We start from the raw sequence: 13,426 nt of genomic DNA, 5'->3' as shown, positions 1-13,426 counted from the left end.
CTTCACAGCTCCGGGCCTCCCTCCAGCGGCTCCCCAGGCTGCTCCGCGTCGGGCGACGCCGGCTCTCCCGGCCCTTCGCCGTCCGGCACCAGCCCGCCGCGGGCGATGTCCGCCTCGTTGCGGAACGTCTCCAGGGCGTCCGCGGCGCTGTCGAAGAGGCCGCCGCGGACCGCGGGCCCCACCTTCTCTGCCGCGACCGCGCTCGCCTCGGCCTCGCCCGCGAGCGCGGCCAGGCCGTGCTCGTCCGCGAGCGCCTCCTCCAGGACCACCTTCCACGCCCCGTCCACGCGGCGCAGGGTCGCCAGCGGGCGCTCCTCGGAGAGGACGGTGGCGCGGTCGCCCTGCACCTCCGCCCGGGCGCTGCGCAGCGCGTCCTCCTCCGCCGCCACTCGCTCGGCATAGCCGACCGCGCGGGCGGCCTCGCGGCCGAAGCGCGCCGCGATCGCCTGCTCCAGCGCCTCGTAGGCCCGCGCCAGCTGCACGAAGGCGGCGGTCGCCTCGCCGGCGCGGGGGCCGTCCACGAGCCGCGCCGCCCCCGACGCGTCCCCGGCGTGCAGCGCCCGGTAGAAGGCGCGGGTGGCCTCCAGCGGCGCCGCCTCCGCGGCCGCAGGCGGGCGCGTGCGGCCGGCGGCGCACGCGGCGAGTGCGAGCAGCGCGGCGGCGGCGCGGCCCGCCCGAGCGAATCCGATCATGCGGCCTCCTCGCGCGCCGCTCCTCGTCGCCACCTGCGCTCGCGCGGGGCTCGACGTTACCATCCGGCGACCCGGCGCGGGTGCGGTCCGCGGCCGCCCTCCCGGAGGGGACGAGCGCTGCCGCCGAGGCCCCAGGCGGTCCAGCGCCGCCTTGTGCGCCCGCCGGCGCGTGGGCAGCTTTCTGCCGCAGCGCCGCGCGGCGGCGCGGCCGCCCTCGACCCGTGCCCACGCAACCCTCCCTGCTCGGCCGCGCCGGCCCGCTCATCGCGGCGCGCCTCGCCTCGGCCTGCGTCACGCTCTTCATCCCGCTCGTGCTGGCGCGGATGATGCCGCAGGCGGAGTACGGCACCTACAAGCTGCTCTTCCTCGTCTCCCTGACCGCGGCGGCGGTGCTGCCCCTCGGGGTGGCGCAGAGCCTCTACTTCTTCGTGCCCCGCGCGCGCGAGCCGCGGGTCTACTTCGGGCAGACGCTCGCCTTCATGCTCGCCGCCGGCGGGTTGGGCGGCGCGGCGCTCCTCGCGGCGGCGCCGCTCCTGGCGCGCGCTCTCTCCACCCCGGGGATCCTGGAGCACCGGCTGGAGCTGGCGCTCTTCACGGCGCTGGCGGTGGGGGCGGCCCCGCTCGAGCCGTCGATCACCTCGCAGGGCCGGACGAGGCTGGCGGCGCTGTTCTACCTCGGCTCCGACGCCCTCCGCGCCGCGGCGCTGATCGTCCCGGCGCTGATCGGGCTGGGCCTGCACGGGATGATGCGCGCGATGGTCGCCTGGGCCTCGCTGCGGCTCGGCACCGCCTGGGCCATCACGCTGCTCGCCCAGCGCGGGCGGCTCTGGGACCGGGCGCTGTTCCGCCAGCAGCTCGCCTACGCCCTGCCCTTCGGGATGGCCATCGTCTTCGCCATCCCGCAGCAGTACGCGCACCAGTTCATCGTCGCGCACGCGGTCGGCCCGGCGCTCTTCGCGGTGTACGCGGTGGCCTGCTTCGAGCTCCCGTTCGTGGACCTCTTCTACACGCCGACCGGCGAGGTGCTGATGGTCCAGCTCGGCGAGCTCGACCGCGCCGGCCGCCGCAGCGAGGGCGCGGCGGCGTTCCGGGACGCGGTGGCGCGGCTCGCGGCGCTGCTGCTGCCGCCCATCGCCTTCGTCTTCGCGGTGGCGCCCGCCTTCATCACCACCATGTTCGGGCCTCGGTTCGCCGGGGCGGCGCCGCTCTTCCGCGTCTGCCTGCTGGTCATGCCGCTCGGGATCTGGCCGCTCGACGCGACGCTGCGGGCGCGGGGCGAGACGCGCCACATCCTCCTCACCTACGTCCTCAAGGCGGCGGTCAGCATCCCGGTGGTGTGGCTGGCGGTGGAGCGCTTCGGCCTCCCGGGCGCGGCCGCCGCCTACGTGGGCTCGGAGTTCCTCGGCCGGGCGCTCCTCGCCTGGCGCGTGCCGCGCGCGCTGTCGTCGCGCGGCCACGCCGTGCGGCTCGGCGAGCTCGTCCCGGGGCGCGCGCTCGCGCGCACGGTCGCGGTGGCGGTGGGGCTCGCCGCCCTGGGCGCGGCCGCCTACCAGCTCGCGGCGCGCTTCGAGGTGGCGCCGCGGGGGTCTTCCCTGCACCGCGTCTTCGCGCTGGGGGTGGCCTCGCTCGTGTTCGGCGCCGGGTACCTGTGGCAGCTGCTCGCCTCCGGGGCCCAGGTGCCGGGCGCCCTCGGCGCCCTGCTGGAGCGCCGCCGCGCGAAGCGGGCGGTGGCGGCGGCGCCGTAGGGGCTACGCGGCCCGGGCCGCCTCGGCCCGGCGCGCCAGCCGCCGGTACAGCCGATCGTGCTCGGCGATCATCCGGTCGAGGCCCAGCTCCTCCTCGACGAAGCGGCGGGCCGCCTGGCCCATGCGCCGGGCGCGGGCGGGGTCGGCCAGGATGCGCAGCATGGCCTGGGCGAGCGCGTCCGGGCGCTCGGGAGGCACGACGAACCCGCGGGCGCCGTCCTTCACCAGCTCGGCGTTGCCGCCGGCGTCGGTCACGACCATGGGCAGCCCGGCCGCCATGCCCTCCATGACGGCGTTCGAGAGCCCCTCCTGGCGCGAGCAGAGCACGCCGAAGGTGGCGCGCGCCAGCAGCGCCGGGACGTCCTTGCGGGCGCCCAGGAAGTGGACGGCGCCCTCGAGGCCGAGCTCGCGCGCGTGCGCGGCCAGCTGCTCCTGGCGCCGCCCCTCGCCGACGAGGAGCGCCTGCGCCTCCGGCACCCCGCGCCGGACCTGCGCGAAGGCGGCCAGGAAGTCCTCGTGCCGCTTCACCTCGTGCCGCATGTTGGCCACCAGGATCGCGAGCGGCGCCGCGCCGGTGTCGGGGAGCGGACCCTGGAGCGGCGCGGCGCGCAGGGCGTCGAAGCGCGGCAGGTCGAGGCCGTTCCGGATGACGATCGCCTTCTCCGGCGCCACCCGCTCCACGTGCACGACCAGGTCGCGCACCGCCTCGCAGTTGGCCACCACCACGTCCGCGGCGTGCGAGGCGGCCGCGAAGGCGAGGTGCCGCGCCCGGCCGTGCCAGTGCACGAGGTCGAGCCGGCTCACCGCCACCGGCACCCCGGCCATCCGCGCGGCCGGGACCGCGAGGAGCGCCGCGTAGAAGTCGTGCGCGTGGACGAGGTCGATGCGCTCGCGGCGCAGCCACTGCCCGAGCCTCATGGTCTCGGCCAGCGCCGCGGGGCGCATGAACGAGCCGCCGAGCGGGTGGACGATCGGCTCGTAGCCGAGCGCCCGCGTCTCCTCGAGGAGCGGCCCGCTCCGGTCGAGCGCGTGCAGCGACACCTGGTAGCTGGCCGGGAGCCGCCGGAGGAGCTCCAGCACCTGCACCTCCCCGCCGCCCACGTGGAAGCAGTTGGTGAACTCGACGACGCGGAGGCGGGGTGGGCTCATGTCCCTGGAATATGGGCACGCCCGGCGCCGCGGGCCGGGGCGGAGGCGGCGCCCAGGCCCCGAGGGAGGCGCTGGGCGGGCGGTGGCCGTGCGGGCGAGGAGCGTGCACCCTTGTACGCGAGGGGAGGCTGGATGGGCGTGGCGGCGGCGGCGGAGCGGGGCGACGGGTCGCGCGCGAGCGGGGGCGCACCGGCGGCGGCGCGGCTCCCGCGGGTCTGCCTCCTCACGGCGCTCTTCCCACCGTCCATCGGCGGGATCCAGAGCCACACCCTGCGGCTCGGCCTGAAGCTCGCGGACCGCGGCGCCGAGGTCCACGTGGTGACGCGGCTCCAGCCGGGGCTCCCGCGGTTCGAGCGGATGGGCGGGGTCCGCGTGCACCGGGTCGGGCTGGCGCGCGCGCAGGGCGCGGCGGGCAGCCTCGCCTTCGTCGCCGGCGGGGTGCGCGCCGTCCTGCGGCTGGCGCGCCAGGTGGACGTGCTGCACGCGCACCAGCTGCTCTCGCCCTCGACGGTGGGGCTCGCCGCCGGACCGCTGGCGGGGCTTCCGCTCATCGTGAACCCGCACGCGTGCGGAGAGATCGGGGACGTCGGCGTGCTCTCCCGGAGCGCGGTGGGGCGGGCCCGGCTGCGGGCGGTGGTGACGCGGGCCGACGCCTTCGTGGCGGTGAGCCGCGCCATCCGCGACGAGCTCCTGGCGGCGGGCGCGCCGCCGGAGAAGCTGTGGAGCATCGGCAACGGCGTGGACACCGAGCGGTACGCGCCGGCCGGGGCCTCGGAGCGCGCCGCCCTGCGGCGGGCGCTCGGCCTCCCCGCCGGCCCGCTCGCCGTCTACACGGGCCGCCTCGCGCCGGAGAAGGGAGTGGACGTGCTCGTCGAAGCCTGGCCGGAGGTGGCGGCGCGGGTGCCGGGCGCGCGCCTCGCCCTCGTCGGCGCCGGGGCCGAGCAGGCGCGGCTCGAGCAGCTCGCGTCGGCGCGCGGCGCGGGCGGGTCGATCGCGTTCGTGGGGGCGGTGCCGGACGCGGCGCCCTACCTGCGCGCCGCCGACGCCGCGGTGCTCCCGTCGCGCACGGAGGGCCTGCCGGTGGCGCTCCTCGAAGCCATGAGCTGCGGGCTGCCGGTGGTCGCGACGCGGGTGGGCGGCTCGGCGGAGGTGCTGGCCGACGGCGGCGCCGGGCGCCTGGTCCCGCCCGAGGATCCGCCGGCGCTGGCGGCGGCGCTGGCGGAGGCGCTCCAGGGCGGCCCCGGCGCCGCCCGGCGCGGGGAGGCGGCGCGGGCGCTCGTGCTCGCCCGCTTCGGGCTGGAGCGGATCGTGGACCTCACGCTCGACCTCTACGCGTCCGTCGCCGGCCGGCGCGCCGGCTCCTCCCGGTGACCGCGATGACGCCTTCCCCGGAGCCCTCCGCCCGCGTCGGCTACCTCATGTCGTGGTACCCGGCGGTCACCGAGACCTTCATCCTGCACGAGATGCTGGAGCTGCGGCGCCTGGGCGTGGACCTCGAGATCTTCCCGCTCTTCGGCGCCGCCACCGGCCTGCGCCAGCCCGGGGCCGAGGCGCTGACGGAGCGGGTCCACTACCACCGCGGCCTCTCGGCCGAGCTCGTCCTGGCCCAGCTCCACTGGCTGGCGCGGCGGCCGCGGGCGTACCTCGGCGCCTGGGCGCGGGCGGTCGCCGGGAACCTCCGCTCGCCGGCGTTCCTGGCCAAGGCGCTGGTGGTCGTGCCGCGCGCCGCGGTGGTGGCGCGGCGGATGGAGGCGCGCGGGGTGGCGCACGTGCACGCCCACTGGGCGACGCACCCGGCGCTGGCGGCCTACGTCGTGGAGCGGCTGACCGGCATCGGCTACAGCTTCACGGCGCACGCGCACGACCTCTACCTGGACCGCGCCATGCTGGAGCAGAAGCTCGCGGCCGCCCGGTTCGTGGTGACGATCTCGCGCTACAACCGCGCGCTGCTGGAGCGGCTCTACGGGCCGGCCGCGGCGGCGCGGACGGTGGTCATCCCGTGCGGCGTCGACCCGCGGCTCTTCCCGCGGCGCCCGCCCCGGAGCCCGGACGGACTCTTCCGCGTGGCGTGCGTGGCGGGCCTGCGCGACTACAAGGGGCACCGCTGGCTGGTGGAGGCCTGCGCGCTCCTGCGCGACCGCGGCGTGCCGATCCGGTGCGTGCTCGTCGGCGACGGGCCGGAGCGGGCGGCGGTCGAGCGCCAGGTGGCCGCGCTGGGCCTGGGCGACCGGGTCGCGCTCGTCGGGAACCAGCCCCAGGACCGGATCCGGGCGCTCCTGGAGGGCTCCGACGCCATGGCCCTGCCGAGCGTGGTCACGCCGGCCGGGATGATGGACGGCATCCCGGTGGCGCTCATGGAGGCGATGGCCATGGGCCTCCCGGTCGTCTCGACGCGCGTCTCCGGCATCCCGGAGCTGGTCGAGGACGGGCGGACCGGGCTCCTGGCGCCGCCGCAGGACGCGCCCGCGCTCGCGGCCGCCCTGGAGCGCCTCCACCGCGACCCGCCGCTGGCCCGGCGCCTGGCGGAGGCGGGCCGCGCCCGCGTGCTCGCGCGCTTCGACCTGCGCGAGAACGCCGCGCGGCTGCGCGATCACCTGCTCGCGGCGATGGGGGCACCGCCGCGGGCGCGGAAGGCGCCCGCGCGGGCTCCGCAGGAGCTCGGCCCGGCCGCGTCGTCGGGGGCGGCGGAGTAGAGCGGCCCGTGGCCCGGCGAGGGTGAACACGCGTGACCGGTGGCGATGCATGGCTGGGCGGACCGCCATTCACGATGCGTCACTATCCTGGGTCATCCCGCATGGGAGCTTGACGCGTTCCCGCGCGGATCGCGCTTCGGCGAACGCGAAGGCGCGAGGAGGCCTCTCCCGCGGCCGCGCCGGGCCGCTCCGAGGAGCGACGGCCGACCGAACCCGTTCTCGCCGGGCGTGCCTTTCGCGCCGGTCCAGCGCGAACCTCGTGCGTCCGGGGAGGCCTCGAACACGCATGAGACACTCTCCGTATGACCGACGCCCGCGCCCTCTCCCGACGCATCGCCTCGCTCCTCGCCGAGGAGCGAAGCCGCCTCGCCGACTTTCTCGTCGCCCTGGCGGACTTCGACCGCCAGCGCGGGTGGGGCACGCTCGGCTACGCCTCGCTCTTCCAGTACCTCGAGCGCGAGCTCCGGCTCACGAGCAGCGCCGCCGCTCGTCGGATGACCGCGGCTGCGCTCGTCCAGCGCTTCCCCGCGGTGGTAGAGCCGCTCCGGGACGGCCGCGTGTGCATGTCGGTGGTGTACGAGCTCTCGAAGGCGCTCACCCCTGAGAACGCGGGCGAGGTGCTGCCGCGCTTCTACGGCCTCTCGAAGCGCGAGGCGGAGGCGCTCGTCGCGGAGCTCAGGCCGGTCGCGAATCCGCCGCGGCGCGAGGTGGTCACGGCGCTCGCGCGCACCGCGCCGCCACTGCGCGCGAGCGCGCCCGCGGAGGCGCGGACCGCCTCGCCTGTACCCGAACGGACTTCGCCGGCGAAGTCCGAAAGGGTACAGCCGGGCCCCGACCTCTTCTCCGCGCCAGCTCGGCCGCGCGACGAGGTGGTGCCCCTCGACGCTGACCTCCGCCGCTACCACGTCACCGTCTCGAAGGCGTTCCTCGCCAAGCTCGACGCCGCCAAGGACGCGCTCTCCCACGCCATCCCCGACGGCGACACCGAGGCGGTGCTCACCGCCGCGCTCGACCTCCTCCTCGAGAAGACCGACCGCCGGCGCGGCCTCGTGAAGCGGCCGCGGCCGGCGCCTCAGAAGCCCTCCGCCGACCCGCGCCACGTCCCGGCGGCGGTCGCGCGGGAGGTGTGGAAGCGGGACGGCGGCCGCTGCAGCTTCCGCCTGCCGGACGGGAGCGTCTGCGGCTCGACGAAGCGGCTCGAGCTCGACCACATCGACCCGGTCGCGCTCGGCGGGCGCAGCACCGCCGACAATCTGAGACTGTGTTGCCGCAATCACAACTCGCTGCACGCCGAGCAGGTCTTCGGAAGGGAGCACATGGAACAGTTCCGGAAGGACGCGGACCGGAGCGCTCCAGCTCTCGCTGGCGGAAGCACTTCAGGGGCGTGCGGCGAGGGCGCTGAGGCCGCTGGCTCGACACGGACGCAGCGACGGCGCGGTACCGGATCGTGAGCCGATCTCGCGGACGGCGCCGCGGACGCGGGGCGACGCCTCGCCGGCGCCGCTCGCCGGGCGGCGCCCTGGCTCGGAGGGGCGGCGGCCACAAGAGGGCCACGCACCTCCCTGCTGCTGGGACGGGGCGCGGCCGACTCCTGGCCAATCATGAGCCGCCGCGTCGCCCGCCCCCCGCGGGCTCGCGCACAGCCGGGCTACCCGGCGAGCTTCACCCTGGGCCGCCGGTAGGAGCGGTGCTCGTACGCGCCGCGATAGCCGTGCGCCGGCCGCGCGGCGTTCATGATCGCGCCGTGCACGGTCACGCCGCTCTGGGCGTAGCGCTCCAGGGCGAGCGCGATCTCGCTCAGCGGGTCGCGGCCGGACCGCAGCACGAGCAGGTTCACGTCGGCGCAGCGGGCGACCAGCACCGGGTCGGTGACCGCCAGGATCGGCGGGGCGTCCACGACCACCACGTCGTAGCGGGTCGCGGCCGCCCGCAGGACCTCGTGCAGGCGCGGGCTGGCGAGCAGCTCGGCGGGGTGCTCCGGCAGGTGGCCCGCGGACAGCAGGTCCAGGTTGGCGGTGCCGGTGCTCTGGATGGCCTCCGCCGCCAGCGTGCGGCCGGCCAGGACGTCCGCCAGGCCGGCGTGCGCGCCGGCCGAGAAGAACCGCTGCAGCCCGCCGCGGCGGAGGTCCGCGTCCACGAGCAGCACGCGCTTCCCCGCGGCGGCGAAGAGGTGGGCCAGGTTCACCGCCACGAAGCTCTTGCCCACCGTCGGGGAGGGCGAGCTCAGGGCGACCACGTTGCCGCGCGCGTTGAGCAGGAAGCCGAGCGCGGTGCGCAGGGCGCGCAGGTTCTCGGTGGCGAGATCGTCCGGCGCCGCCGCCGCCAGCGCGGCGCGACCGCGCCGCCCGCGGCGCTCGAGCCGCGCCTCCTCCTCGCTGTGCGGCACGGCCGCCAGGATCGGCAGCCCGAGGGCCCCCTCGATGAGCTGCGGGTCCACCAGCTCCTCGTGCAGCACGCGCACGGCGATGGCGAGGCCGCAGCCGAGCGCGAGCCCGACCAGGGCCGCCAGCGCCAGCACCGGGACGGGCTTGGGCGTGAAGGGCTTGTGCGCCACCACCGGCGCGTCCACCAGGCGCACGTTGCCGAGGTTGCCCGACTTGAGGACCCGGAGCGCCTGCGCCTTGTTGAGCAGCGACAGGTAGATGTCCGCCTTCGCGTTCACCTCGCGGGTGAGCCGGGAGGCGTCCATCTGCGTGGCCGGCGCGGCGCGCACCTGGGGCTCGAAGGACGCGCGCTCCCGGCGGGCCGCCTCCAGCTTGCGATCGAGCGCCACCAGGTCCGGGTGCTGCGGACCGTACTTCTGCGCCAGCTGCTCCCGCTCGGCGGCGAGCTGCGCCACCTGCTTGTCGAGCTCGGCGAACCGGTCCACCGTCGCCTTGGCCTCGATCGGCAGATCGACGGTGGCCTTGCGCGAGCGGTAGGCCGAGAGCGCGCCCTCGGCCGCGTCGAGGCTCGCCTTCACGAGCGGCAGCTGCGCCTCCAGGAACGCGAGCGTCCGGCCTGCGGCCGCCGTCTTCCGCTCCACGTTCTGCGCCACGTAAGCCGAGGAGAGCGCGCCGACGATGGCCGCGACGCGCGCGGGGTCGCGCCCCTCGAGCTCCACCGCCACCACGCCGCTCTTCTTCACCTTCTCCTCGATCCGGAGCTCGCGCTGCAGCTCGTCGATCACGGTGTCGCGCCGGCGCCGCTCCAGGCGGAACTCGGTGCCGGGGCGCGCGACGAGCTCGGCGACGCTCAGCTCGACGCGGTGACCCGCGGCGGTGGAGGTCACCGGCGCGCCCACGCTGCCCACCGCCCACGGCGCGCCGTCGCGGCCGGCGAGCCGGTAGCGGCCCTCGCCGAGCGCCGTCAGCCAGATGGGCTCGTCGAGCAGGTCGTCGGACACCTCCAGCCGCGCGACCGCGATCCGCTCCCCGCCCCAGCCGAAGCGGCCGAGCGCCGCGAGCGGCGGCGCCGCCGGGGGCTCCGCGGCGCGGCGCCGCGCCAGCGCGTCGCCGAGCAGCGGCACGCGCCGGGGCGCCGCCACCACCGTCAGCCCGAGCGCGTCCACGACCGGGCCGGCGAGCGAGCGCGAGCGCATGATCTCCATCTCGCCCTCGATCGGGAGCTTCTGCTCGAGGAGCAGGGCCGCCACGTGATCGGCCCGGTCCGCCTCGCTCAGCGGCGCCGGCTCGTCGTCGACCTGGACCAGGGCGGAGGAGCGGTAGAGCGGCGGCGCGAGGAACAGGTACGCGCCGGCCGCGGCGAGCGCCAGCGCCAGCGCGCCCAGCACCCAGCCCTTCCCGTCGATCAGCGCCTGGAGGAGCTCGCCCAGGCTCGGCTCCTCGCGCCGGGTCCCGCGCGGCGCCGCGAGCGCACGCCCGCCCCGCACCACGCCCACCGCCTCGTTCTCGCTCGCCATGTGCTCGCTCCGTCAGTCCGTCAGCACCCGAGGCGCCTCGGCGCCCCCGCCCACCACCACGGCCGGTCCGCGCACGCCGCTGGTCCGGCGCGCCGCCGCGCGCCCGGCCGGCGTCGTCAACAGCTCGAGCTCTGCCACGTTGCGCGAGGGCCGGTAGGTCGGCACCAGGGCGCGCAGCACGGCCAGGAGCGTGTTCCGGTCGCCGACCTCGGCGAGCCGCTTCAGCTCGCCCAGCCAGTGGGCGAGGTCGGGCGGCGGCGCGGGGCTCTCGGTCACGTGGATCCGGTTGCGCACGCGCTCCGAGCGCTCCTCGTCCTCGGTGAGCAGCTCCTCGTGGAGCTTCTCGCCCGGCCGCAGGCCGGTGTAGGTGACCTCGACCTCGCCGGCGCGGCCGGCCAGCGTGATCATGTAGCGGGCGAGGTCGGCGATCCGGATGGGCTCGCCCATGTCGAGCACGCACAGGTCGCCGTAGCCGCCGAGCCCCGCCAGCAGCGTGAGCCCGACCGCCTCGGAGATGGTCATGAAGTAGCGCGTGCACTCGGCGTGGGTCACGGTCACCGGGCCGCCGCGGGCGATCTGCTCCTTGAAGATGGGCACGACGCTGCCGGCGGAGCCGAGGACGTTCCCGAAGCGCACCGCCGTGACCCGGGTGCGCGAGCTGCGGCCGAGGTCCCTCACCACCAGCTCGGCCACCCGCTTCGTCGCGCCCATGACCGAGGTGGGCTTCACCGCCTTGTCGGTCGAGATGAGCACGAAGCGCTCGGCCCCGCAGCCGTCCGCCATGCGGGCCGCGTTGAGCGTGCCGAACACGTTGTTCTTGACCGCCTCGTCCGGCGCCAGCTCCATGAGCGGCACGTGCTTGTGGGCGGCGGCGTGGAAGACGTCCTGCGGGCGGTACCGCTCGCCGAGCCGCAGCAGCGCGTCGGCGTCGCGGACGTCGGCCACCTCGGTCCGGATCTCCAGCTCGGGGTGGCGGGCGGCGAGCCGCCGGCTGCCGAGGTACAGCTCGTTCTCGTTCATGTCCACCATGACGAGCTGCCGCGCCCCGAAGCGCGCCAGCTGCGCGCACAGCTCCCCGCCGATCGTCCCGCCCGCGCCGGTGACGAGGGCGCGGCGGTCCGCGACCAGCGCCCGGATGGCCTCCTCGTCGAACGCCACGCTGTCGCGCGGGAGCAGGTCGGCCGGGGACACGTCGGCCAGCATCGAGGCCGAGAGCCGCACGGACTGGTCGAAGGAGGCGGGCACGATCTTGAAGCGGACCCGGCAGGCGGCGCAGGTCTCGATGATGCGGCGCACGTCCTCGCCCGAGCCGCAGCGCTCGGCCAGGAGGACCGTCGAGACGCGGTGGCGGGCGATGAGCGCGGGCAGCTCCCCGATCACCCCGAGCACCGGCAGGCCCGCCAGCCGGGAGCCCACCAGCAGGCGATCGCTGCACACCACGCCCACGACCTGGTGGAGCGCGGTGGTGCTCCGCTCGAGGTCGCGCCCGAGGAGCTCGGCGGCGCTGCCGTCGCCGATGATCACGGTCCGGTCGGCGCCGGGCCCGGAGCGCGCCAGGCGCTTCGACCAGCGCAGGAGCGCCCGCGGCCCGAAGCGCAGCGCGCCGTAGGCGGAGGTGGTGAGGAAGAACTCGAGCACGATCACCGAGCGCGGCACGCCGCCCGGCACGAGCGGCGCGGCCGCCGCGAACAGCCCGGTGCCGGCCAGCGCCGCGAAGCTCACCCGGAGCGCGTCCGACATCCCCGCCAGCCGGAAGGTCCAGCGGTCGAGCGAGGCGGCGCGGCTGCACAGCACGCGGCACCCCGCCACGATCAGCGCCGCCCGCGGCAGCGAGGCCAGGTAGGCGTCGGGGACGCGGCCCTCGAAGCGCACCTCCAGCGCCAGGCGCAGCGCGAGGACGGCCACCGCGCCGTCCGCGAGCAGGATCAACGTGCGACGAACCGCGTGCCACGCTCTAGGGTTCCGACGCATGCCCGACCCCCCGCCGACCTGCCGCCCACCCACCGCCAACATGAGTTCGCAGCCTGCGCCGCAGAAGCATCCCTCCGCTCGGGGTCCGCGCTCCCGCCAGAGGGCTCGCTGCAGGGGCGTGCGACCGTACCTTCACGGTGCGTGTTACCCGCCCGGCCGCGAGCGCCGGAGGGCTCGCTCGCCCGTCCGTCCACGGGGCCGGCCGCCGCCCGCTCGCCCAGTTCAGGCGCGGTACCCGGGGAAGAACCCCGGGCGCGGCGACCAGCCGGCTCCGGTGCGCGCGGCGACGAGGCCGACGTACGCGCGCTCGTCGTGCACGAGGCAGCCGACGCGGAACGGCACCTCGCCCGACCGCGCGTAGGCGCGCTTGTAGCGGAAGAGCCCGTCGCCCGGCGCGTAGCCGCCGCCCAGCACGTAGCCCTGCTTCCCCTCCCCGGCGGCCCAGCTGGCGATGCGGTGCTTCAGGAGGTAGTTCGGGCCGAGCGGGAAGGCGTCGGCGTGCGTCCCGCCGAGGAAGTAGTAGACGTGCTCCTCGGAGCAGAGCACCAGATCAGAGGAGACCACCGCGCCCTGCGAGAGCGTGTGGAAGAAGGCGAAGTGGCCCGCGAGCCGCTCCACCAGCTGCGCGAAGAAGGCGCGCGGGAAGAAGTACCAGGGGTCGGCGCCGTTCCGCTCCATGGTGTGCGTGTAGACGCGGACGAAGTCGTCGAGGCGCGCGCCCTCGCGATCCAGCTCCACCTGCAGCCCGGCGCGCTCGGCCACCTGCACCCACCTGCGCACCTTCCCCTCGTACCCGCGCCAGAGCGCCTCGGGGCCGCCCTGCAGCGGCACCACGATGTTGCGCGAGCGGACCTCGACGTGGCCCGGGAGCTCCGCCAGCTGCTCCGGGAAGAGCGAGAGCCGCACGAAGGTGCTGACGATCCGCTCCTGCTCGCACCAGCGCTCGTGCGCGCGCCAGTAGGCCTCCTCGTCGCGGCGCCCCCAGGCGAACGGCCCGCCGTAGCCGTACGGGGTCACGGCGTCGAGCCGCGCCTCGCCCGGCGCGGCCCACGGCTCGGCCGCGAGCGGGCGCAGCAGGAGCGGGAAGAGGATGCCGCCGTCCGCGTCCTCGCCCACCGCGCACACCACGCGGTCGCACGGACGCGCAAAGAGGCGCGCGTACTCCGGGTGCGCCTGGATCTCGCGCCGCGGCCACCGCCGCCACAGGGCGAGCCACCGGGCGAGATCCTCGGGCGAGGCGGCGTCGAGCACGCGGAAGTCCATGAGCGCACGATG

At 76.6% G+C, this 13,426-nt stretch carries 9 protein-coding genes; 4 read left to right on the top strand and 5 right to left on the bottom strand.

What is annotated here, in order from left to right; translation table 11 throughout:
- Window positions 1-2: 2 nt before the first annotated feature.
- The gene (locus HWY08_RS05080) at window positions 3-692 is read right to left on the bottom strand and encodes a hypothetical protein (protein WP_176063574.1); all 690 of its coding nucleotides are present in this window, start codon (window positions 690-692) and stop codon (window positions 3-5) included.
- 221 nt (window positions 693-913) lie between these two features.
- On the opposite strand from HWY08_RS05080, the gene HWY08_RS05075 reads away from it, so the two are divergent.
- Entirely contained in the window at window positions 914-2,437 is a 1,524-nt protein-coding gene (locus HWY08_RS05075; protein ID WP_263858063.1) for a lipopolysaccharide biosynthesis protein, read from the top strand.
- A gap of 3 nt (window positions 2,438-2,440) precedes the next feature.
- Here HWY08_RS05075 and HWY08_RS05070 read toward each other — a convergent pair whose 3' ends face one another.
- Window positions 2,441-3,586, bottom strand: coding sequence for a glycosyltransferase (locus HWY08_RS05070; protein ID WP_176063572.1), 1,146 nt, complete (start codon window positions 3,584-3,586; stop codon window positions 2,441-2,443).
- A gap of 111 nt (window positions 3,587-3,697) precedes the next feature.
- On the opposite strand from HWY08_RS05070, the gene HWY08_RS05065 reads away from it, so the two are divergent.
- From HWY08_RS05065 to HWY08_RS05055, 3 genes are all read left to right on the top strand, one after another.
- Window positions 3,698-4,957 carry a glycosyltransferase family 4 protein gene (locus HWY08_RS05065; protein ID WP_176063570.1) on the top strand — a complete coding sequence of 420 codons (1,260 nt, stop codon included), beginning with the start codon at window positions 3,698-3,700 and terminating at the stop codon, window positions 4,955-4,957.
- Between the two features lie 5 nt (window positions 4,958-4,962).
- Window positions 4,963-6,279, top strand: a complete 1,317-nt coding sequence (locus HWY08_RS05060) for a glycosyltransferase (RefSeq protein WP_235969465.1) — start codon at window positions 4,963-4,965, stop codon at window positions 6,277-6,279.
- A 302-nt stretch (window positions 6,280-6,581) separates the two neighbouring features.
- Complete coding sequence (locus HWY08_RS05055; protein ID WP_176063568.1) at window positions 6,582-7,730, top strand: HNH endonuclease; 1,149 nt, start codon at window positions 6,582-6,584, stop codon at window positions 7,728-7,730.
- 197 nt (window positions 7,731-7,927) lie between these two features.
- Here the strand turns inward: HWY08_RS05055 and HWY08_RS05050 are convergent, their stop codons facing one another.
- The 3 genes from HWY08_RS05050 to HWY08_RS05040 form a co-directional block, all read right to left on the bottom strand.
- A complete protein-coding gene (locus tag HWY08_RS05050) occupies window positions 7,928-10,180 on the bottom strand; it encodes a polysaccharide biosynthesis tyrosine autokinase (protein WP_176063566.1) in 2,253 nt (750 codons plus the stop codon).
- Window positions 10,181-10,192: 12 nt separating this feature from the next.
- Window positions 10,193-12,109 (bottom strand): nucleoside-diphosphate sugar epimerase/dehydratase, encoded by a 1,917-nt coding sequence (locus tag HWY08_RS05045; protein ID WP_235969464.1) that lies wholly within the window; start codon window positions 12,107-12,109, stop codon window positions 10,193-10,195.
- 264 nt (window positions 12,110-12,373) lie between these two features.
- Window positions 12,374-13,414, bottom strand: coding sequence for a GNAT family N-acetyltransferase (locus tag HWY08_RS05040; RefSeq protein ID WP_176063563.1), 1,041 nt, complete (start codon window positions 13,412-13,414; stop codon window positions 12,374-12,376).
- Window positions 13,415-13,426 lie beyond the last annotated feature (12 nt).

The organism is Anaeromyxobacter diazotrophicus, from assembly GCF_013340205.1.
GTDB classification, from domain to species: Bacteria; Myxococcota; Myxococcia; order Myxococcales; family Anaeromyxobacteraceae; genus Anaeromyxobacter_A; species Anaeromyxobacter_A diazotrophicus.
This window is presented reverse-complemented; position numbering and strand designations above follow the sequence as displayed.